Source organism: Terrilactibacillus tamarindi, assembly GCF_009718825.1.
Lineage (GTDB): Bacteria > Bacillota > Bacilli > Bacillales > Sporolactobacillaceae > Terrilactibacillus > Terrilactibacillus tamarindi.
Map to the genome: position 1 here is coordinate 60,053 of NZ_WNHB01000009.1, position 21,830 is coordinate 81,882.

Below are 21,830 nucleotides of genomic sequence, written 5' to 3' on the forward strand. Positions count from 1 at the left end.
CCTGTTTTTTTATATACCAGAGCTTCTCAATGAGTTTTATGTGGTTCCATTCAAAATTCATTCTATCTTATTATTTGATCAAAACTAGTTTATAATGCTCTATATTTATAGTATGCTAGTTTGATAGAAATGAATAAAATGCATATCCTCCTAAGCCAATTCGAACTTATAAAAATAAAAAGGACTTGTTAATATGAATGAAATAAAAACCGGATATCGTCATGATTATGCCGATTATATGAAATATAAAAAATGCAAATCTCTTCCCCCAGATTTTATTGTCATCGATTTTGAAACCACTGGATTAAGTCACAAATCGTGTGAGATTATCCAAATGGCAGCTATTAAATATATCGATGGTGAAGAGAGCGAGCGTTTTGTCACTCTTGTCCAACCCTTTGGATCGATATCAAGTCACATTACACGAATAACCGGCATTTCGAATGAAGATGTGGCTACCGCACCGCTAATTGATGAGGTCTTGCCTGCGTTTGTACAATTTCTAGAAGATCATGTAATTATTGCTCATAATGCCTCATTTGATATGAAGTTTCTCTTACATAACGCGTACCATTTAGGATTAGATCAACTTGAAAACCATGTTATTGACACCGTCCAACTTGCAAGAAAGCATATGAAAGATGTGCGAAATCACAAGTTAGAAACGCTGAAGATCGCCTTAGGCTTATCTAATATGATATCACATAGAGCAGATACTGATTGCATGGTCACAGCTGAAGTTTATAAAAAATGTAGAGATCATTATATGATCGGGACAAACTAAAAGATCACAATACGTGGGATAAACATAATATCAATGTCTTGTTCCATACTTTCTGACGGTATCGACTGATTTTTTTTACTTTCGATTTAAAAACAAATGACACTAAGACTTTTTGTGCCTTTCTTTCCTTTATCAGACATGTTACAGTTAGTTAGAATAATTAAAGAAAGAGTAGGTATGTACTATGATCGAAGTGAAAAGTTCTCCCATTAGTAACGGAGAATTTAATAGAGGAGTCTTCGCTACTTGCGATATAAAAAAAGGAACGCTGATACATGAAGCACCCGTCATTGCTTACCCTAATGAAGAGCATGAACATATCGAAAAAACATTAATCGGGGATTACGCTTTTCAGTATGGCATCAACCATACGGCCATTCTTCTTGGTTATGGTATGCTTTTCAACCATTCCTATGAGCCGAATGCAAATTATAAGATCAATTTTGATAATCACACGTTTGACTTCTATGCTTACAAGGATATTAAAGCAGGCGAAGAGATTTTTATCAACTATAACGGCGAAGTCGATAATAAAGATCCGTTATGGTTTGAAGAGGAAGAGGAATAAAGTGAAACTTCCATCAGTGGGGGTTTTACTTGCCGTTAAGGCGGGATAAATCAAATCCACCTTGTTCATATCGATGAATAAGGTGGATTTGTTATATTACCGTAAGTTATAGTCGTTCACTATCAAAACTTACCTGTAAATCTAAAACTGAGTTCTGCCATGATCGTTGAAATAACGAAGGTGCCTGTATAAACTACGAAAGATATAACGACAATTCTCCATCCCAACTTTTTAAATTCATGTAAGTCTTTGCCAAATGATAAACCGGCATAGGCTAGTATTGGTGTGGCTAATGCTAAAAAGTTGACGTTTCCTGTTTCTTTAATTATCCATTCACTTCCAGGAAAGATTTTTGTTGTGATCAATAAAGCGATTAAAGAAATATAGATAACCGCAGGTAAGTTAATGGGCAATATCTTCTTTATTCCCCAACCTACAATGGTTATAAGAACAATGATTAACATGCCAGGCAATGCTTTAATGGGTGAGACATGATACCCTGCCCAATTACCTAATAGTGCAATAATTCCAATAATGATATATGTTAAGATCATATCCTTCATCTTTAAGTTATTTTCCAAGACCATCACCTCTATGTTTTAATGTTTTTAATCTCGTTTTTGTGCTTTCTACCAAGGATTGGGTTCAACTTATTATATAAAAACTCTGTAAGTGGTAAAGATATGAAGACACAAATATACGTTCCAAGTAAGGTCGTAATCAGGTTAGCGCCACCTGAGAATACTGCTATAGTATCTGCCTGATCAGGATAAATGGTAACAAGCGTTCCTGTGACAGCCGCCATCATACTCCCTGATCCAACACCCGCTCCCATCGCCAAAGAAAGTGGATGAAAAATATCAAGTTTAGCGATGATACTCGTAAGGAGTGACAAATAAAGTGCTCCAAAAAGTGTACCACACACATAAACTCCTAAAGCTCCTCTACCTTCAGCTGAATCCGAACTATATTTTTCAGAAATAATAGCGAGATTGGGCTCTCGATCAATTGAAAAAGTAGCTCCAATAGCTTCTCTTTTCATTCCGATCAACAAGGCAATTGGAAGACCTAAAATAATGGTTCCTAAAATATGTCCAGCCTCTTGCAGGAGTAGGGGTATACCTGATTTAAATAGTTCCATCAGTTGTGGTCCCATCATTGTCCCTAATTTAGCAATAAAAAGCATAAACGAAATACCTAATATATTAGCTGAAATTTGCATTTCTTTCTTTTTTAAAATTTTAAGTTTAGGAATGCTCATGATTGATCCTATTATTAATGCGTATAACATAGGAAATAATGTAATCGTACCAATACCTAAGCCGAGTTCATGTACACCGATAAGTTCTGTAACACAAACCAAGACCAATACAAACAGATGAACCTTCCAACTGAACATCGATGGCTTTGCATCCATATTATCACTCCTTTTATTTTAATTTCCATTATTTAAAATAGATTCCATTGACAAATGGTTTACTTAATGTGCCCTCCTTTCTTTTCATTCTTTTTCACGTCACCCCTTTCCAATCTCTTAAAATAAAAAACACCTTCCTATTTAGTAAAATTATTACTAATAGAAAAGGTGTAGATTCTATCATAACGAAAAAAACTCTTGTAATCAACCCTTTTTAATGTGCGGTGCCAGGCACCTCGACAATTATTAAAAAAACAATGAGCGAAAGAATTCCAACAACAATAGCAGGAACAGTTGAAGAAAGAGGTTGTTTCACTCTAAAATGAAGGGCAGCTGCTACAATCATGGTGATTAATAACCAAAGACCACCAAAGGCAGCCAATACAGGAATCCAGATACCTACAATCATACTTAATGCTCCAATAAGTTGAACGAGTCCCGTTAGATATCTAAACCAATTCGGCAATTTAAGATGATCAAAGTTCTCAAGCGCTTTCTTCGCCCCTGCTAAGGCCGAAAACCCTAAAAATGTAAACATAATACCTAAAATAATTTGAAGGAAAATCGATAAATATGTCATATAAAGACTCCACCTTAATTTAGTAATTTTACTCTACTTAGTCTATCATATGATTAGATCAAGTTCATTTATATGGAATTAGTAGCATTAAACATCTTAATAACCCTTTAATAGATGCAACTTTATATTTTCATGTAACATAAATAGACGCTTTCCTTTGTCAGGAAAACGTCATTTATTGATGATTGATCAAAGATGGAGTATATGGACCTACAAATTATTTCATAAGGTCCATAATTTGATTGTATGCCTTCATCGTAAGGTCAGGATCAGGATCCTCACCTTTCTTCTTCGGTACGTCAAAATTAGAAAGTATATAATGATGCTTTGGTTCAACGTCATGCCTAGCTAATGAGTGCTTGCAGCAGGCTAATGGACAACCATCAATCGCAATGATATCTCGTCCAGATTTAGCCGTTCTAACAAGCGGTTTAACATCTCCGCCGACGCCTGCAATACATGACATTTCAGCCACATTTTCTCGATCCATTTTTATTGCTATTGTATTAGCTGTTTGTGCAGCTGATGAACATCCAGAACATGAATAGACAAGAGGTAAATCTTTATTTTTCATTGTTGTACTCTCCTCACACCTCTATTTTTGTTTCTATTTTCTATTTAAATGAAGTAGTTTAATAGTAAGTAATTGACTTAAAAAAGTCTGTGAGGAAAGTCACTTTTTTTTGAAAGTGCCAGGCACTTCGACAAAACGTTGTGGTCGGAATAACTCAATGGGTTGATTAGTCGTTCCATTAATCGTCAGGTCTGCTAAAATCTCACCTATAACACTTGCGAATTTAAAACCATGCCCTGAGAATCCTGCAGCTATATTCACTTGTTTAAAATTAGGATGTTGAGAAATTACAAAATGTTGATCAGGTGTATTTGTATACATACATGTTTTGGCTTGTAGCAATCGGCCATTTAAAGCGGGTAATCCTTAATCCAGGTAATGCCGAAGCCTATTAACTTCTTCTTCATAGACGTTCCGATCAATCGTTTCTGGCGTACATCGAATGCCTCCTTTTCGGAAAAAAGCTACTTTTGCCCCCTCTCCCCGTAATCCAGACGATGGAAAACCATATAATTGTGTATAATCGTCTGAATCCCATACATAAATGGGGAAATTACCCACTCGAAAAGGTTCTATTCCACCAATGGGTTCAAAAAACATCATAATCTGCCGTTCAACTTCAAGATTATTTTCTAATCCTACATTTTTTAAAAGCTGTGAGGACCAAGGACCAGCTGTAATAATCAATTTTCCGGCTTCAAATCTCCCGTTTTCTGTTATAACGGTAACCCCTTCACCAGCAGATCGTGCTTCCCAGTGCAAAACTTTTTCATTAAACCTTAATTCAGCGCCATTTTTTTCTGCTTCGACAAGATGAGTATATACACTCAATTCTGGGCGTATAAAACCAGCATGTTTCTAATATAAAGCCACCTGATTGCGAGAAGGTGTAAACACTGGAAATCGCTTATGTATTTCCGATGCATCAAGCATATCAAAAGGTAAGTTCCATTGTTTTGCGCTCTTCAAGCTGCCCTGTACGGTCTCACTGTCAGGAGGTCCCATCATTAGTCCACCTGTAACTGTTAATAACTCTTGTCCACTTTCATGTTTAATTTCTTCCCATAATTCATAGGCTCGAAGAAGTAGAGGAACATAGGCAGGATCTTCAAAATAGGCTTGTCGATAGATTCTTGACTCTCCATGGCTGGAACCTTGGTCGTGAGCTGGTGAAAATTGTTCAATTCCAAGCACTCGTTGTCCTCTCTTTGCCAGTTGATACGCCGTTGTACTCCCCATACCTCCAAGTCCAATGACAATAACATCATAATTTCTCCCCATCTTTATTCCTCCCCTTTACTATATGAGTGAATATTCTGTTAAAAAATTAAATAAAGATTTCTAGATGAAAGTTTACTAGTTGTCATATTCCTAGGTAAGAGAGAACTGCCCGCATGAGTCCCATTGGTTCAGGCTCACAATCAGTGGGGGTTGAAGACCCCCCAATGATTGAAGTTTCACGATTTTATTTCTTTATAAAGCTCTTTCAACAATTTCTGTTATATCCAACGTTTTAACTTCATTATCTGCATCCTTCATTTTTACACCATCATTCATCATTGATAAACAATATGGGCAATTACTTCCAATGACCGTTGGATTAAGGATAAGAGCTTGTTCTGTTCGCTCAACATTAATACGTTTCCCTTGTTTTTCTTCTAACCACATCATACCGCCGCCTGCACCGCAGCACATGGCATTTTCTCTATTCCGTGACATTTCCATTAACTCAATACCTGGTATACATTCTAAAATTTGTCTTGGAATATCGTAAATTTGGTTGTACCTGCCGATATAACAAGAATCATGGTAAGCTATTTTTTCATTAACTTCGTTTCTAAGAACAAGACGCCCATCCTCAATGAGAGACCATATCAATTCAGTGTGATGATAAACTTCTGCTTCTAATCCAAATTCAGGATATTCGTTTTTAAACGTATTATACGTATGCGGGCAAATCGTTACGATTTTTTTTACATGATACTTTTTAAAACTCTTAATATTCTCCATACATAATTGTTGAAAAAGAAATTCATTTCCCATTCGACGGGCTGTTTCACCTGAGCTTCTCTCTTCATTGCCTAGAATCGCAAACTTGATACCTGCTTTATGCATAATTCTCACAAATGATTGAGCGATTTTCTGGCTTCGCTTATCAAAAGATCCCATCGATCCAACAAAAAATAAGTAGTCAAAGGATTCAACTTCTTTTACAGTAGGTACTGAGATATCGATCAATTCGTCTCGCCAATTCATCCTTTGATTCCTATTGATACCCCAGGGGTTACTCTGACGCTCAAGATTTTGAAAATAACGATTCGTATCTTGAGGAACTTTTCCTTCCGTTAAAACGAGATATCTACGCATATCTATAATCTTATCAACATGTTCATTTGCAACTGGACATTGGTCTTCACAGCTTCGACAAGTCGTACATGACCATAATTCTTCTTCTGTGATAATATCTCCGATTAATTTAGGTTTTTCCTTTGTTGCTGCAACATCAATTGTATGACGATTTAAAGATGTTAACGTAGGATTTTCATCGAATAAAAAACTTGGCTCAAAAGGAGATTGTTTTGTTATTTCCGCGTCTTTTTCTGTAAGGTGATCTCGCATCTTAATAATTAAATTCATCGGTGATAATGTCTTTCCAGTTAACGAAGCTGGACACATATCTGTACATCTTCCGCATTCTACACAAGCATACAAATCTATTAATTGATTCTGCCTAAATCCTTCTATTGATCCAACTCCGTACTCTTCAATGGTTTCATCCTCAAAATCAAGAGAATGAAGTTTTCCAAGAGGCTTGGTATCCCGCATAAGAACATTAACAGGTGCGAATAAGAGATGTGCATGCTTAGATTGAGGAATATAAACTAAAAATGACAATAACGTGATCAAGTGAATCCACCAAAAAACGTAAAAACCAATTTCACCTTGCTGGTGATTCAATCCTCCAAGTAAATGAGCGATAAATGTAGAAATAGGAGAAAACAGACCGTCAGATTCGCCAACCCAAACGTGTTCAAACGATAAAGTCATAAAAATGGATATCACAAGAGCAGATAAGAAAATAATAACTAGACCTGGTTTAAGCCCTCTTTTCAATCTATTTAACTTCTCAATATAGCGACGATAATACGCATAAAAGACAGCTATCATCACTAAGAACGTGGTTATTTCTTGTACTAACGAAAAATAGTGATGGGCTAAGCCTATCGGCCACTCAAAACCTTTCACAAAACCTTTAATAATAATTTCAAGAGCCCCAAATTGTAATATAATGAAACCATAGAACATGACAACATGCATTATACCGCTTTTTTTATCTTTTAATAATTTGCGTTGTCCAAAAACATTGGTTAAGACTTCATTTATTCTTACTTTGACGTCTTTTTGTAGATTAGATTTTACTCCAAGTTTAATATAAGTCACTCGACTATAAACCAAGGATGCAAATAGGTAGACTGCATAACTTGTTATAAGAAGGAACAAGACAAAGTTTATTAGTGCAAACATTTTTTCCCTCCTTTAATTTCTTCATTTATAGCAAATTCTAAAAGTCTAAATCTAAAACTAGATTTTTCCTCAAACAAATCAGTTGTTATCAGTGTAAAAATAGGCTATCTGAAGTTAAACAACCAACATTCGCATTAAATCACTTCAGATAACCGTTCATCAATTTTAGTTATTATCAATTTGTGCTCTTTGCAATTGTCCACTATAGTCTACGTAAACAGCCTTCCAATCTGTGAATACATCCAAAGAGGCAACTCCTGAGTCTCGATGACCATTCCCTGTTCCTTTCGTACCGCCAAATGGCAAGTGTATTTCAGCACCCGTTGTGCCAGCATTAATATAGACAATCCCCGTATCTAAATCACGCATAGCAGTAAAAACGCGATTGACATCACCAGTGAAAATAGAACTTGAAAGTCCATATTCGACATCATTATTCACTTTTATCGCTTCCTCAAAACTTTTTACCGGAATGATAGATACAACCGGACCAAAGATTTCTTCTTTTGCAATACGCATGTTCGTTGAAACATCCGTAAATAAGGTAGGAGCGTAATAATATCCTTTTCCGAGTTCCTTATCTTTTAATATTTCACCACCTGTTAAAAGTTTTGCTCCTTCCTCAATTCCAAGCTTGACGTATTCATGAATTCTTTCAAGTGATTTTCCGTGAATAACAGGACCAACATCAACAGATGGATCCAACCCATCACCAATTTTCAATTGTTGTGTTCTTTCGATAAGTTGGTTTTCCAGTTGTTCCTTCACATTCTCATGAACAATGACACGACTACAAGCTGTACATCTTTGTCCAGTCGTTCCAAATGCACTCCAAAGAATGCTATCAACAGCAAGATCAATATCGGCATCATCTAATACAATGATGGCATTTTTCCCTCCCATTTCAAGGGATGTTCGTTTTAAAAGTGAACCCGCTCGCTCATTAATTATTTTTCCAACATTATTAGATCCGGTGAATGAAATAAGATCGATATCAGGATGTTCAACGATGGCATTTCCAACTTCAGGTCCGGAACCATTTACCAAATTCATAAGACCTTTTGGAAGACCGGCTTCTTCGTATATTTTCATAAATTCTTCAGCGATCATCGGCGTTTCAGGTGCCGGTTTCCAAACAACAGCGTTTCCTGTGACAAGGGCGGGAAGTGATTTCCATGAAATAATAGCAATTGGAAAGTTCCATGGTGTAATTAAGCCAGCTACTCCAATAGGAACTCGAATACTCATTGCAAATTTATTTTGCAACTCAGAAGGCACGGTATCCCCAAATAACCGGCGTCCTTCACCTGCCATATAAAAAGCCATATCAATAGCCTCTTGAACTTCACCTCTCGCTTCATCAATTACTTTTCCCATTTCTTTCGTTAAAATTTGAGCCAAGGATTCTTTTCTTTCTTTGAGTAAGTAGCCCACTTTATATAAAACCTCCGCACGTTCTGCAGCTGGTACTAAGCGCCAAGATTTTTGCGCTTCCTTTGCAGCTTTCACAGCTTCATCCACATCTTCCTTCGTTGATTGGATAACCTCTCCCAATACTTCTCCATTTGCAGGGTTCACCACGTCAATAAAGTTATTTGACTTTGAACTGCACCATTCTCCGTTTATAAAATTCAGACACTGTTTCACGTTGCTTTCCCCCTATGCTTTAGTATGTAGTCATAACTGAACATTTTTGAAAAACATTGAAACTATTTTTAAGTAGTTTCAATTAATTAATAAGTCAACTATATATTTTTTCAATATATTGAACTATGGAAATATTGCACAAAAAACATCTCACATTCTCACCAAATACCGTATAGTTTCCACGAAATAAAGCGAACTTCAATCAGGGGAGGTTTTTTTCATTCCCCATTGATTGTAAGCCTGAACCAATCAGGCTTTTTATGGACGGGTTCCACCGCATACTTCTTCTATCCCTTTAATCCATGAGGTAGGGTATGCTGCCTGTTTAGTAGGTAAATTACCAAATAAAAACGTAATCAATTCAAATTGTTAAGTTGGAATTAATGAGCTTTGGCTTGAAGGTAATAATGTCCTAAATTAGAACGATCTGACCGAGTTTTTGACCAATCGCATTCTTATAAATCTTCTCTGCAGCAAATACATCAAATAAAGCCATGCCAACAGATTTAAATGCAAAAGTTTGATGTTCTGCCTCTTCATCTGTTACAATCTGCTTTCCTGCTACACGTTTTGAAAATGGTATGATTTGATCTCTTTCGATTAATCCATCAGAAATTGGATTAATAATATCACCACTTTCCTTGATTGCGTCTTTCGTATCGATATAGAGATGATCAATTAAATTGTATATAGCTTTCGGAAATTCCTGCATGGATGGTTGATAAGATCCAATACCTATAAAAAGTTTATGTCTCAATAGATCTTTATCATCCGGCAGAACAGGTGTTGAAGAGGTTGTTGCCGTGATAATGATATCCGACTGACTAATTAATTCTGATTGATTTTCCACTGGATGAATATGAATCTCTTTTTTTATGTGTTGCTTGAGATCCTCTATAAAATCGAACAATTTTTCTTGTGTTCTATTATATAGGTAGATATCAGAAATGTCGCGAGCGGCTAGTGCTGCCATTAATTGATATTTTCCTTGCATACCTGTACCTATTAATCCAATGCTTTTTGCCTTGGGATGTCCTAAATATCGAATGGCAACACCGCCTAGAGCCCCTGTTCGGAGGGCTGTCAAACTCGTTCCATTCATGATTGAAAGCACTTCGCCGGTTTGGCTATCATTTAGAATCATCAATCCTTGGGTTGTTGGCATCTTTTTAATAGAATTATTAGGAAAAACAGTGACTATTTTGGAACCAAATGCATCCTTAGAAAAGCAAGGCATAAACAATAAAGAATCTGATTCTTGATTCGATACTTGCGTGCGTATAGGCATTAGATATGCTTGATTTTCATACGCAAGATAGGCAAGTTCCATGGTATCCATCATTTCCTGTATCGTAACTGCTGATAAAATATCCTGTTCAGATAGGAAAATCAATAATAACAGCCTCCTTTTAAAAATAAGGTGAACCTTCCATCAGTGGGGGTTTTCTTCATCCCCCACTAATGGTTAGCTGAACCAATCGGACCTTTACGGGCAGTTGATCCCCCACCTATCTTCTTTGAATACTCAGAATTTTGAGGGGGGTCTTACTGCCCGTTAAGGCGGGAAGAAAATTCGTACATTATATATTACTTCGATAACTAACACATTTATATTGGTAAATTAACTAAAAATAAAAAATATATAGATTATTTTTTGTCCATTTTTGAACATAACTTCTAATGGCCATTTACTTATAATTTAAATATTCAGAATTGAGAGGGATTCTTATTGGTTAATAAAACTTTAAAAAGAGATTTAAAACAACGTCACTTAACAATGATATCCATCGGTGGAGTAATTGGCGGCGGACTATTTCTTGGTTGTGGTGCAGCCATTCATTCCGGTGGACCTGGAACGATTATTACTTACCTTTTAGTGGGAACTCTTGTTGTGTTCATTATGAGAATGCTGGGTGAAATGGCGACCGTCAATCCAACAAGCGGCTCTTTCTCTACCTATGCAGAAGAAGAAATTGGTCCCTGGGCTGGCTTTACCATCGGTTGGTTGTATTGGTTTTTTTGGGCAAGTATTATTCCTGTTGAAGCAATGATGGGGGCAAGCATTGTCCATCAATGGTTTTCTGCACTTCCAATCGGCGTCCTTAGCTTTGCTTTTATATTTTTACTTACCATCACTAACATCTTTTCTGTTCGTATGTATGGTGAATTTGAATATTGGTTATCCATTATTAAGGTCGTTGCAATTTCGTTATTTCTAGTTATCGGCATTGGAATTATTTTAGGCCTCGTTCCAACTTTCAAAAGTCCAGGTACGGCAAACCTCTTTGGACATGGCGGATTCATCCCAAATGGACTTGGACCTATTTTATTAGCAATTACAACGATCCTCTTTTCTTTTCCTGGTTCAGAAATAGTTACCATTGCTGCTGCAGAATCTCCTAATCCCAAGAAGTCTGTGATGTTTGCTATTAACAGCGTTGTTTGGCGAATATTATTATTTTACCTAGGTTCAATTGCGATCATTATAACGGTTCTTCCTTGGTCTTCTTCAAGCATCTTGCAAAGTCCCTTTGTCATTATTTTGGACAAAGTAGGTATACCCGGTGCAGCAACTATCATGAGTTTTGTCATTTTGACAGCGGTTCTCTCATGCCAAAACTCCGGTCTCTATACCGCGTCCCGTATGCTCTATTCTTTATCTAAATTAGGAAGCGCACCAAAATTTCTTTCAGAAGTAAATAAAAAAGGAACTCCTGTTTATGCCGTAATAGGAAGCACTATTTTCTCACTCGTATGTGCAGTCCTAGGTTTTGTTTCACCAGATAAACTATTTGTTTTTCTAATGAATTCCTCTGGAGCTGTCATGTTACTCGTTTACCTCGTCATTGCATTTTCTCATCTTTTCATGAGAAGAAGATTAGAACGTGAAAATAAAGATAATTTAGTAGTTAAAATGTGGTTATTCCCTTATTTGACGTATTTAACGATTGCAAGTTTAATAGGCATTCTTGTGTATATGGGATTTGTTGAATCTACCCGCTCTCAAGTGTTACTAACCTCCCTTGTCGCCATCATTATAGTTGGTTCGTACTTTATATTTAAAAGAAACTCTGTAACAACAAACCTTGTTGAAAAAGATGTTTCAATAAAGTAAAAAGTTCAATCGGTGGGGATTTTTTTCATCCCCCACTGATTATAAGCCTGAACCAATTGGGCTCATGCGGGCAATTATCTCCCACCTAGGAATGCTCCTTTACACACATTACCTTGAGGTGGGATCAAGATTCGCCGTTAATGTGGGATAAACTCATTGAACGCTATATTAATAACAAAAATGCCACTAACAAAATGATGAGTTAGTGGCATTTTTGATTGTTTTATAAAAACAAATCTTACATTTGCAGAAAACTAACCTGAATTTTAACTTATAGTTGTTTAATTCTTTCTTCATAAAGAGTTCACAAACTCTGTTTCACTGGGATAGTGATTTGATAGATGACCATGTTCTGCATTCTTAATAGCCATATAGAGAAGGACACACTGTTCAAAGTCAGAAAGATCTAATGATGTTAGTTCACTTATTTTTTCCAATCGATACACTAACGAATTCCGATGAATAAATAACGTTCTTGCTGTCTGACTTAAATTCATGTTGCAACGGCAGTATGCCAAAAAGGTCATCGATAAATCGTCATAATTATGATGATTTAATAGTTGATATATCTTCTTCTTCAAGATTTCCTTCATATAAGGGGAAATTTCCTCACTTAAAATATTTATGGCAATTTTCCAGTCCAGATAATGATAAAGTTTTAACTTGGAAGAATTCTTCTTACCCGCTGAGAGAGCTTTCAATGCATTCTTATATGAAATATGTGTGTGCTTTATTTGATTGTAAAGACTGCCAACTGAAACTTCTGCACTCAACCCATGTTTACTTTCTAAGTATTTATTGAATTTTTTGAGTCTGAATTTAATTTTCTCAATGAAGGACGCTTCATCTTCGTCAAGATTGGATGACTTTAAAAGAATAAATTGCTCTGGATTAAGTAAACAAATAATATCTTGGTCACTATCCATAAAACATTGTTGTAAATAGAGTTGAATATCTTGCTGCAGAAGTTGAAGAGGTGGAATGATACATGAAGCTTTTTCCTTTTGAAGAATTTTAGAATGCTGCATGTTTATGTCAATGATTAAACACACACGTGGTGTATTTAAGTCATATCCTAACATTTGAGCATAGAGATGGATTTGTTTAATATCTGATTCATTATCAAAATGTAGTAGATATTGAACCAATGTATCTAACATTTTCGATTCTAATGTCATTACCTCTTGTTTAAATAACTCATGACAGAGCATTTCTACATGACTTTTTACCAACAAGGTATATTTTTTCACTTTATTTGGTTCCCCAGTGATACCTAGAACTCCTATTTTATGATTATTAAAGAATATTGGCGTTACAACTCCTGGCAATACATTATCAAGTCTGGAGCTTTCTTCCTCTTCACAAAAAATCATGTCGCTGCTTTCCATAAAGTGAAAGGTTTTATCATGAAAACTACCAATACGTTTTCTATCGGTTGAACCTATGATAAAACCTTCGTCATCAATTAATGTGATCGGATGACCTATAATCTCACTCGTACTTTCAACAATATTTTGAGCAATATCTTTTAAAAGCATGCTAATCCTCCTCTTTTTTTAATCAAAATTAAATGACTTTAGAGTACGGTATGGTTGCTTTATATAATAGTTAACCACGATGTCACAAAAAAGACACAATTAATGTCAGAAAATGTGACCCGTTTTTTTGATAATTCTATTTTCGTAGAATTTTTTGTATAAAATCACAAAAATTATTGCTTTAAAGTCATGCCTTTTTTGTAAGAATTTCATATTAATTATTGATATAAAATTCAGTATATTTTATTTATCCCGTTTATTGGGTAGCAAGCCCCCCACCTGATTAAGAGATTCAAAAAGCCTCGGTGAGGGATAACTTAATGATATTCATGCTTTCAATCAGTGAGGGATAAAAGAATCTCCTTTGATTTAAGTTTTGCAAACAACTAATATACGATGGAAGGTCGGGTAGAAAATGAGTATTCAAGCAGACATTCTTATTGTTGGCGGCGGTGTGATTGGTTCTAGTCTAGCCTATAATCTACTTAATGATGGATTTACAGGAAAAATTGTTGTTTTTGAAAAAGACAAAGTCTATGAATATTCTTCAACGCCACGGAGTGCCGGTGGTTTTCGGCAGCTATTTACTACACCCATTAATATCCAATTAAGTCGCTATAGTCTCCAAATATATAAGAATTTTAATAAGAATATGGTTGTTCAAGGAGAAACCGCTGAAATTGATTTTAAACAAAGAGGTTATTTATTTCTTGCAACAGATCAGCAGATGAAACAATTTGAAAAACACATGGAATTGCAACATCAATACGGGGTTTCATCACAACTACTAAATACACATGAATTAATCGATCTTATTCCAGAATTAAATGTAGAAGATTTAGCAGGAGGACTTTTTTGCTCAGAAAGTGGTTACTTAGATCCTTATTCTGTGATGCAAGGCTATATCCGAAGTGCAAAATTCTTAGGAGCTGAATATGTTTATGAAGAAGTTGAAGCTTTCGTAATTGATCAAAATAGGATTAAAGGTATCCGCCTGACTACTGGAGAAGAATATCACGCCCCTATTGTGGTAAACTGCGCAGGCGCTTGGGCAACTTATCTTAGTAAAGATGCTGGACTTCCTCTTCCTGTCATCCCTGTACCTAGACAAATTTTTCAATTTAATGTTGAGAAACCACTCAAAAAATATTTACCTTTAACCATGGACCCTACTGGTGTTTACTTCCGCCACGAAGGCGAATCTTTCATTGCCGGATTTAATGAACAAACTCCTGAAAGTATGAGCTTTAAATGTCGACGTTCTACTTTCAATGAAGAAATTTGGCCAATTATCGCCAATCGTATTCCAAATTTTGAACAAGCAAAAATTGAACGTGCTTGGGCTGGTTTATATGATTACAATACAATAGATTACAATGCTATTATCGGTGAGCATCCAGAGATGAAAGGCTATTACGTAGCTTTTGGATTCAGCGGGCATGGAATGCAGCAAGCACCAGCAGTTGGCAAATGCCTATCTGAACTCATACGAAAAGGAAAATACGAATCTATTGATCTAACGCCATTAAGAATCGATAGATTTGCTCAAAAAGCTCTCGTTGTTGAGGATGCAATATATTAAGCAACTTGTCATAAAGATTTAATTAAGGTTGTGATAGACGTGACCAAACCTCGAATTTTACAAATATTATCTATGTACCATGAAAATGGAGAACATATTCTTCAAGAAAACGCTACTGTCGTAAAAACCAATACGACCGATACAAATCATTTATGTAATTTAGTTCAAGATGTTTCAGGCATTATATTAAGAGCTCCAGCAAGGATTAACAAAGAAATCATAGATGCATCTACAAACTTAAGAGCCATTTCTGGTGCTGGAATAGGCTTAGACAATATTGACGTTGAGGCTGCGACAGAAAAAGGGATTGCTGTTCTACATGCACCAAACGTTAGTGCTGTGTCAACTGCTGAACATGCCCTTTCCTTGATGATGGCATTAAGTAAATCCATTATTCCCTTCCATCAAGAAATGAGGAAAGCTAATTTTATGTCAAGAGACTCCATAAAAACCTATGAAATAAAAGGGAAAGTCGTTGGATTGATAGGTTTTGGGAATATTGCTCAAGAATTAGCCTCTCGTTTAACTTTTGGTTTAAAAATGAAGGTTATTGCCTGGGTTCGCTCCATTGATAGGAACAAAGAGCTGATAGCAACACAACTTAATGTTGAACTAAGTACAAATATTGAAACCTTGATCTCCAAATCTGATTTTATCTCCATTCACGTTCCTTTAAATAAAGAAACAAAGCACTTAATCGATCAACGATTATTATCGTTAATGAAGACATCCGCCTATCTCATTAATACAGCTCGTGGAGCCATCATTGATAATAAAGCATTAATTGATAGTTTAGTAAAAAGAAAAATTGCAGGCGCAGCTCTCGATGTATTTGATCCTGAGCCCCCTCTAGAAACTCTGGAATTGCTTAAGCTTCCAAATGTTATTTTAACTCCACATGTTGGTGGAACAACTGTAGAGTGTAACGTTATTACTTCAATGACTATCGCAACAAATTTAATACGCTTCCTGAATGGGAAGCCTGTAGATACAATTGTTAATCCTGAGGTTTTGTCATAAGTGTACTATAGGAAATAGGAGGTTAATTATGAATATACTTGTTATAATCAAAGAAACTTTTGATACGGAAGAAAAAATCGAAATAATAGATGGTGAAATAATAGAAGACTATATGGAATATATCTTAAATCCTTATGATGAATATGCTGTTGAAGAAGCCGTTAGATTGAAAGAAATCCATGGTGGACAAGTCACCGCACTTACGGTTGGAGATAGTCATTCTGAGCAGTCTTTACGGACAGCTATTGCAATGGGAGCAGATGAAGCCATATTGATAGATAAAATCGATAAAGGTGACGAATATACTACTTCTCAATTATTAAAAAAAACTATTCAATCCATGACTTTTGATATTATTTTAGCTGGCAATGTCACTGTTGATAATGGATCAAGTCAAATTGGACCACGTTTGGCCGAGGAATTGGATATCGCAAATGTTAGTAGTGTCACAAATTTAACCATTGACGGTCAGGAAGCCTCTCTTACCCGAACTGTTGAGGGGAATGAAGAAATGCTTACATGCCAATTACCCTTATTAGTAACCTGTCAACAAGGTTTAAATGAACCCCGCTACCCCTCTCTTCCTAAAGTCATGAAAGCAAAAAAGAAAGTCATCAAACATATGAATACGGTAGATCTTGGATTAAACCCATCAGAAATCACAGGGAAGACAAGGATTATTGACCAATATATACTTCCTAAAAAAGCCAGTGGACTTATATTAAATGGTGCATTAAACGAACAAATCGATGAGCTTGTTTCCGTTATAAGCAAGAAAACAACACTGTTATAGGAGGTTAAATCTATGAATCAAAAAATTCTCGTATTATCAGAAAAACATGGAAGTAAACTTAAAAATGTAACGATAGAAGCTCTTACTGCAGCGAAACAAATGAAGAAACAAGCTGGAAGAATCGTTGCCTTATGTTTAGGAACTTATACAGAAGATCAAATTAAACAGTTAGCGGAATATGGTGCAGATCAAGTCATAATAGCTGAAGATGAGTCCTTAAATGTATTTACCACAGATACTTACACGGATGTCCTCTATCAAGTTATTAAAGAAGAAAATCCAGATATCATATTAATGGGACATACTGGTGAAGGAAAAGATTTAGCACCACGAGTTGCTGCACGTTTGGGAATAGGACTTATTTCTGATGTTACAGCTATAAATTTCGAAAATGGTGAAATCATCTTTACTCGTCCCATATATTCAGGCAAAGCCTTTCAAAAGAAAAAAGTAATTGAAGGAAAAACCTTTGCGACGATTCGCCCAAATAATATTCCTATGGAAGAACCTGATTTAACACGTACGGTAGATGCTACATATATATCTACCAAAATATATCATAATCGTATAAATGTTAATGAAATCGTACAAAAGGCAACTGAAGGAATAGATTTATCGGAGGCAAAAATTGTTATTTCTGGCGGTCGAGGAATGAAAGGTCAAGAAGGATTTATTTTATTAAAAGAACTGGCGACTGTTTTAGGTGGTGCCGTGGGAGCTTCAAGAGGAGCATGTGATGCAGATTATTGTGATTACTCCCTCCAAATCGGTCAAACGGGTAAAATCGTTACCCCTGATCTGTACATTGCTTGTGGTATTTCAGGAGCTATTCAACATGTCGCAGGGATGTCAAATTCTAAGATGATCATTGCAATCAATAAGGATTCTGAAGCACCAATATTTAGTATTGCTGACTACGGTATAGTAGGAGATGTGTTTGAAGTCGTTCCAGCTTTAATTGAAGCTTTCCGATCGGTCAAAATGAATGTCATTTAAAAATAAATTTTTTACGATGAATTTACCCTACCCTATCTCCATTATAAAACAATGCAAATTATTTACGACTAAATAAAAAACCTAGAGACAAGACACTTTCAATGTCCAATCTCTAGGTTTTCTACTAATATCATCTAGATCTTATAAAACCATCTTTCCTATCAATCCACTAACCACTCCAAGAACAACCACCGAAATCACCACAAAACCTAACACCTTCTTAGGAAGTGATTTCGCGACGATTAATAACGATGGTAGACTAATGGCAGGTAATGTGATTAAGAGTGCTGCCGCCGGTCCTCCGCCAAGTCCTATAGACATAAACGTTTGGATGATTGGAATTTCGGCAGCCGTTGGAATGACAAAAATCATGCCGGCAATCGCAAAAATAAGGATCGCAAGGAGGCTATTGGCTGATGCATCACTTAATTGTGGGAAAAGCCAAACACGCGCTGCTCCTAGTAGCAATACCGATAAGACATATGCTGGAACAATGTAAAGAAGCATACTTCCTAAACTTTTTAACCATCTGACTAAAAAGCTGCCTTCTGGTTTTTCATCTGTCATGATTTTATCAAGGTCGATAGGCTCAGCATCTTTCACAAAGCGGTTAGCCAAATAGCTTACGCCAAAAGTTAGAATAAATCCGAATATAAGACGCATTAGAGTAAATTTCCATGATAAAACAAACGTCATAAAAATGAGTGTGGCAGGATTGATCATCGGATTTCCAATCCAAAAAGCTAATGCGGCACCAACCGAGACATTCTTTTTACGAAGACCTACCGCCATCGGAGCGGCACAACAAGTACACATCATGCCAGGAACAGAAGCTAGTCCAGCAATAGCCGTGCTACCGAATGATGTCTTTCCAAGGACTTTTATTAGCCATTGGGTTGGCAATAAAACTTGGATTAAAGATCCGAGTAGAATGCCAAGGATCGCTGCTTTCCACACGGAATCGAAATAAACGATCGCATAATCCCAAGCAGAATGCCATGATAACGTCTCACCGGAAAGATCTCCTAATATGGAAGACCCTATAGAATGAGTTTGAGCCGCTAAGAATGATTTGCTATAATAAGGCAGCCATTTCACATAAAGTAACCCAGCAGCCGCAATAAGTATAAAAGTAACGACAAACCAGATCAATTTTCGATTATCTGATGGTCGTTGCTGAGGTGTTGTGTCTAGTTGCGACATGTTACCCCTCCTGTATGTTATATTTAAAGACAACATATTATATCATAAACCCATCCAATTTTTCACAATATATATATGATATAAGTTGATATTGCATGAATTTAATTCACTCCAATTTGGAAATTTCCCTTTATTGACAGTGTGTTTTATAATAAAACTATATCTAACTCGTTTTGAAAGGTTGTTTTCAAATGACAGAAACTCATTCTATAAAGCTCACTTCCCTATCATCTAAAGGTGGCTGCGGTTGTAAAATTGGACCCGCGGACTTATCACAAGTTTTAAGAGACTTGCCTGTGGCTGCTCCCAATCCTAACCTACTTGTCGGCCTTGATACAAGTGATGATGCTGGGGTATATCGTTTAAATGATGACCTGGCGATTGTTCAAACCGTTGACTTCTTTACACCTATTGTTGATGATCCCTATTCTTTCGGCCAAATTGCGGCAACGAATGCAATAAGTGATATCTATGCCATGGGTGGCACCCCTTTAACTGCTTTAAATATTGTTGCCTTCCCTATCTCAACATTGGACAAGGCTATTTTAAAGGAAATTCTACGAGGTTCAGCTGATAAGTTGAAAGAAGCCGGCGTTACCCTTGTCGGCGGTCATTCTATCGATGACAAAGAACCAAAATTCGGACTAGCTGTGACTGGAACAATCCATCCAGATAAAATACGTGCCAATACCGGAGCCAAACCCGGAGATAAACTGATCTTTACAAAACCAATCGGTGTTGGCATCTATTCGACTTCTATTAAAAAAGATCTCTTAACTGAGGAAGAAACTGCTCATGTAACGAAAATCATGTCCACTTTAAATAAAACAGCTTCCGAAACGATGGCGCCCTATAGCGTCCACGCTTGTACGGATGTGACAGGGTTCGGATTACTTGGACATGCCTCTGAAATGGCGAAAGGCAGTCAAGCTGGCCTTACCATATATAAAGATCAAGTACCTACCTTGCCTAGACTCAGAGAACTCGCTGAAGCGGGTGCTGTTCCAGGCGGAACAAAAAATAATTTTAAACATCTTCAAGGAGATGTCACCTTCCCAGAAACCATGGATCAAATTGATCAATGGATATTATGTGATGCGGTGACATCTGGCGGTCTCTTAATTTCCGTTAGCGAAAAAGAAGCGAATGACTTACTATCTGATTTACAAAAAGCCGGCGTTCCTGCTGCATTAATTGGTGAAGTCACTGCAGAAAATCCAGGACATATCACCGTATTATAAGGATGAAACATTTGGTATGATAGCAAAAAATCGGCTTATGCCGATTTTTTCAATTAGATAGAAGTCATTAAAGGAAAAAGGTTACTAATATAAGAAAAACTATTGCGTTCGCCATTAAAGACTATAAACCAAGTTTTTCTTCTATAAACGTCCCACTTTCAATCAATCAAGAATGGTCCTATAGAGAAAGGTGGAAACTTCGTGTTTCAAGATATTTCGATTGATGAATTACTTGATTTAAAAAATAAAGATGAAATCACCGTCATTGACGTGAGATCACCATCCGAATATAAAGATGCTACCATACCTGGTAGCTTGAATATCCCATTATTTAATGACGAAGAACGAGCCGAAGTTGGAACGATTTATAAGCAAACAAGTCCTCAAGCGGCCAAAGAACGTGGGCTTGAAATCTTTTCTGCAAAACTCCCTACTTTTATTAAAGAATTTGCTCAAATAGAAGGTAAAAAAGCCGTATTTTGTTGGCGTGGAGGCATGCGAAGCCGGACTTCTGCGACCGTTCTTGATTTGATGGGGATCAAGGCCTTACGTTTAGCTGGTGGTTACCGGACCTATCGAAACTGGATCGTAGAGAAATTTAACCATTACGATCTGAATCAAAAAGTCTATGTTTTAAATGGAAATACGGGATCAGGAAAAACAACGATTCTGAACCGTCTAAGGGAAAAAGGATACCCTGCACTTGATCTTGAAGGAATGGCCAACCATCGAGGATCGATTTTCGGGCAAATTGGACTCGAACCTCATAATCAAAAAACCTTTGATGCCCTACTCTTCCAAGATCTCGAGAGATTTCAATCATCGCCTTATATTTTAATTGAAGGCGAAAGCAAACGCATTGGGAAAGTCCTCCTCCCTGACTTTTTAGTAGAAAAAAAAGAGCAAGGCATCCAATTATTCATAGATATGCCAATTGAAGAACGAATCACTCACATCTTAGAGGACTACCAACCATGGATTCATAAGGAAGAATGCATAGATGCCTTCAATCGAATCAAAAGACGCATTCATACACCGATTGCCAAACAAATTGAAGAGGATCTAGAAGCTGAAAACTTTCATGCAGCTGTCAGATTGTTACTCGAGTTTTATTATGATCCATTATATGAACGTTCGGCCAATCAATATCCAGAGGATCGAAAAGTAACTCTTAAGGTGAAGAATGTTGACGAGGCGGTTGAAGCTGTGTTGGATCAGGTTGGAGTGAAACAGAAACAGAGTTAGTT

Annotated in this window: 18 protein-coding genes and 1 pseudogene; 9 read left to right on the forward strand and 10 right to left on the reverse strand. The window is 36.5% G+C overall.

Translation table 11 applies throughout. The features are described 5' to 3' along the window. Window positions 1-193 precede the first annotated feature (193 nt). Both GMB86_RS07245 and GMB86_RS07250 read left to right on the forward strand, forming a co-directional pair. Entirely contained in the window at window positions 194-784 is a 591-nt protein-coding gene (locus GMB86_RS07245) for a 3'-5' exonuclease (RefSeq protein ID WP_155218205.1), read from the forward strand. 184 nt (window positions 785-968) lie between these two features. After that, complete coding sequence (locus tag GMB86_RS07250) at window positions 969-1,352, forward strand: SET domain-containing protein (RefSeq protein ID WP_155218207.1); 384 nt, start codon at window positions 969-971, stop codon at window positions 1,350-1,352. Between the two features lie 122 nt (window positions 1,353-1,474). Here the strand turns inward: GMB86_RS07250 and GMB86_RS07255 are convergent, their stop codons facing one another. From GMB86_RS07255 to GMB86_RS07290, 8 genes and pseudogenes are all read right to left on the reverse strand, one after another. Continuing rightward, entirely contained in the window at window positions 1,475-1,906 is a 432-nt protein-coding gene (locus GMB86_RS07255; protein ID WP_230459037.1) for a hypothetical protein, read from the reverse strand. 38 nt (window positions 1,907-1,944) lie between these two features. After that, window positions 1,945-2,769, reverse strand: a complete 825-nt coding sequence (locus GMB86_RS07260) for a DUF3100 domain-containing protein (RefSeq protein ID WP_155218209.1) — start codon at window positions 2,767-2,769, stop codon at window positions 1,945-1,947. 214 nt (window positions 2,770-2,983) lie between these two features. Next, window positions 2,984-3,349, reverse strand: coding sequence for a DoxX family protein (locus GMB86_RS07265; protein ID WP_155218212.1), 366 nt, complete (start codon window positions 3,347-3,349; stop codon window positions 2,984-2,986). 217 nt (window positions 3,350-3,566) lie between these two features. Beyond that, on the reverse strand, window positions 3,567-3,923 hold the full coding sequence (locus tag GMB86_RS07270; RefSeq protein WP_155218214.1) for a putative zinc-binding protein: 357 nt from the start codon (window positions 3,921-3,923) through the stop codon (window positions 3,567-3,569). A 99-nt stretch (window positions 3,924-4,022) separates the two neighbouring features. Beyond that, window positions 4,023-5,204: pseudogene (solA, locus tag GMB86_RS07275) on the reverse strand (N-methyl-L-tryptophan oxidase). Window positions 5,205-5,396: 192 nt separating this feature from the next. Then, window positions 5,397-7,448: a (Fe-S)-binding protein gene (locus tag GMB86_RS07280; RefSeq protein ID WP_155218216.1), complete on the reverse strand. Its 2,052-nt coding sequence runs from the start codon at window positions 7,446-7,448 to the stop codon at window positions 5,397-5,399. Between the two features lie 165 nt (window positions 7,449-7,613). Then, window positions 7,614-9,095 carry an aldehyde dehydrogenase family protein gene (locus tag GMB86_RS07285; protein ID WP_329602802.1) on the reverse strand — a complete coding sequence of 494 codons (1,482 nt, stop codon included), beginning with the start codon at window positions 9,093-9,095 and terminating at the stop codon, window positions 7,614-7,616. Between the two features lie 412 nt (window positions 9,096-9,507). Next, entirely contained in the window at window positions 9,508-10,488 is a 981-nt protein-coding gene (locus GMB86_RS07290) for an ornithine cyclodeaminase family protein (protein ID WP_155218218.1), read from the reverse strand. Between the two features lie 336 nt (window positions 10,489-10,824). Here GMB86_RS07290 and GMB86_RS07295 point away from each other — a divergent pair, with 336 nt between their 5' ends. Further along, a complete protein-coding gene (locus GMB86_RS07295) occupies window positions 10,825-12,210 on the forward strand; it encodes an amino acid permease (protein ID WP_155218220.1) in 1,386 nt (461 codons plus the stop codon). Window positions 12,211-12,503: 293 nt separating this feature from the next. Here the strand turns inward: GMB86_RS07295 and GMB86_RS07300 are convergent, their stop codons facing one another. After that, entirely contained in the window at window positions 12,504-13,748 is a 1,245-nt protein-coding gene (locus GMB86_RS07300; protein WP_155218223.1) for a CdaR family transcriptional regulator, read from the reverse strand. Window positions 13,749-14,163: 415 nt separating this feature from the next. Here GMB86_RS07300 and GMB86_RS07305 point away from each other — a divergent pair, with 415 nt between their 5' ends. Genes GMB86_RS07305 through GMB86_RS07320 form a run of 4 tightly spaced genes read left to right on the forward strand, consistent with a single transcriptional unit; the run spans window position 14,164 to window position 18,139 of the window. Further along, entirely contained in the window at window positions 14,164-15,330 is a 1,167-nt protein-coding gene (locus tag GMB86_RS07305; protein ID WP_155218225.1) for an NAD(P)/FAD-dependent oxidoreductase, read from the forward strand. A gap of 39 nt (window positions 15,331-15,369) precedes the next feature. Further along, window positions 15,370-16,350 carry a hydroxyacid dehydrogenase gene (locus GMB86_RS07310; RefSeq protein WP_329602803.1) on the forward strand — a complete coding sequence of 327 codons (981 nt, stop codon included), beginning with the start codon at window positions 15,370-15,372 and terminating at the stop codon, window positions 16,348-16,350. A 28-nt stretch (window positions 16,351-16,378) separates the two neighbouring features. Continuing rightward, window positions 16,379-17,143 (forward strand): electron transfer flavoprotein subunit beta/FixA family protein, encoded by a 765-nt coding sequence (locus tag GMB86_RS07315; RefSeq protein WP_155218227.1) that lies wholly within the window; start codon window positions 16,379-16,381, stop codon window positions 17,141-17,143. A 12-nt stretch (window positions 17,144-17,155) separates the two neighbouring features. After that, window positions 17,156-18,139 (forward strand): electron transfer flavoprotein subunit alpha/FixB family protein, encoded by a 984-nt coding sequence (locus GMB86_RS07320; protein ID WP_155218229.1) that lies wholly within the window; start codon window positions 17,156-17,158, stop codon window positions 18,137-18,139. A gap of 141 nt (window positions 18,140-18,280) precedes the next feature. Here the strand turns inward: GMB86_RS07320 and GMB86_RS07325 are convergent, their stop codons facing one another. Beyond that, window positions 18,281-19,342 (reverse strand): permease, encoded by a 1,062-nt coding sequence (locus tag GMB86_RS07325; protein ID WP_155218231.1) that lies wholly within the window; start codon window positions 19,340-19,342, stop codon window positions 18,281-18,283. Window positions 19,343-19,533: 191 nt separating this feature from the next. Between GMB86_RS07325 and selD the strand changes: the two genes are divergently transcribed. Further along, window positions 19,534-20,583, forward strand: a complete 1,050-nt coding sequence (selD, locus tag GMB86_RS07330; RefSeq protein WP_155218233.1) for a selenide, water dikinase SelD — start codon at window positions 19,534-19,536, stop codon at window positions 20,581-20,583. Between the two features lie 201 nt (window positions 20,584-20,784). Further along, window positions 20,785-21,828, forward strand: coding sequence for a tRNA 2-selenouridine(34) synthase MnmH (gene mnmH, locus GMB86_RS07335; RefSeq protein WP_329602804.1), 1,044 nt, complete (start codon window positions 20,785-20,787; stop codon window positions 21,826-21,828). The last annotated feature ends 2 nt before the right edge of the window (window positions 21,829-21,830 follow it).

What these genes read in the sequence shown, in the direction of transcription:
- GMB86_RS07315 (WP_155218227.1), top strand. Translation starts at nt 16,379, where the DNA reads ATGAATATACTTGTTATAATCAAAGAAACTTTTGATACGGAAGAAAAA.
- GMB86_RS07325 (WP_155218231.1), bottom strand. Translation starts at nt 19,342, where the DNA reads ATGTCGCAACTAGACACAACACCTCAGCAACGACCATCAGATAATCGA.
- GMB86_RS07250 (WP_155218207.1), top strand. Translation starts at nt 969, where the DNA reads ATGATCGAAGTGAAAAGTTCTCCCATTAGTAACGGAGAATTTAATAGA.
- GMB86_RS07245 (WP_155218205.1), top strand. Translation starts at nt 194, where the DNA reads ATGAATGAAATAAAAACCGGATATCGTCATGATTATGCCGATTATATG.
- GMB86_RS07260 (WP_155218209.1), bottom strand. Translation starts at nt 2,769, where the DNA reads ATGGATGCAAAGCCATCGATGTTCAGTTGGAAGGTTCATCTGTTTGTA.
- selD (WP_155218233.1), top strand. Translation starts at nt 19,534, where the DNA reads ATGACAGAAACTCATTCTATAAAGCTCACTTCCCTATCATCTAAAGGT.
- GMB86_RS07265 (WP_155218212.1), bottom strand. Translation starts at nt 3,349, where the DNA reads ATGACATATTTATCGATTTTCCTTCAAATTATTTTAGGTATTATGTTT.
- GMB86_RS07270 (WP_155218214.1), bottom strand. Translation starts at nt 3,923, where the DNA reads ATGAAAAATAAAGATTTACCTCTTGTCTATTCATGTTCTGGATGTTCA.
- GMB86_RS07320 (WP_155218229.1), top strand. Translation starts at nt 17,156, where the DNA reads ATGAATCAAAAAATTCTCGTATTATCAGAAAAACATGGAAGTAAACTT.
- GMB86_RS07280 (WP_155218216.1), bottom strand. Translation starts at nt 7,448, where the DNA reads ATGTTTGCACTAATAAACTTTGTCTTGTTCCTTCTTATAACAAGTTAT.
- GMB86_RS07305 (WP_155218225.1), top strand. Translation starts at nt 14,164, where the DNA reads ATGAGTATTCAAGCAGACATTCTTATTGTTGGCGGCGGTGTGATTGGT.
- GMB86_RS07300 (WP_155218223.1), bottom strand. Translation starts at nt 13,748, where the DNA reads ATGCTTTTAAAAGATATTGCTCAAAATATTGTTGAAAGTACGAGTGAG.
- GMB86_RS07255 (WP_230459037.1), bottom strand. Translation starts at nt 1,906, where the DNA reads ATGATCTTAACATATATCATTATTGGAATTATTGCACTATTAGGTAAT.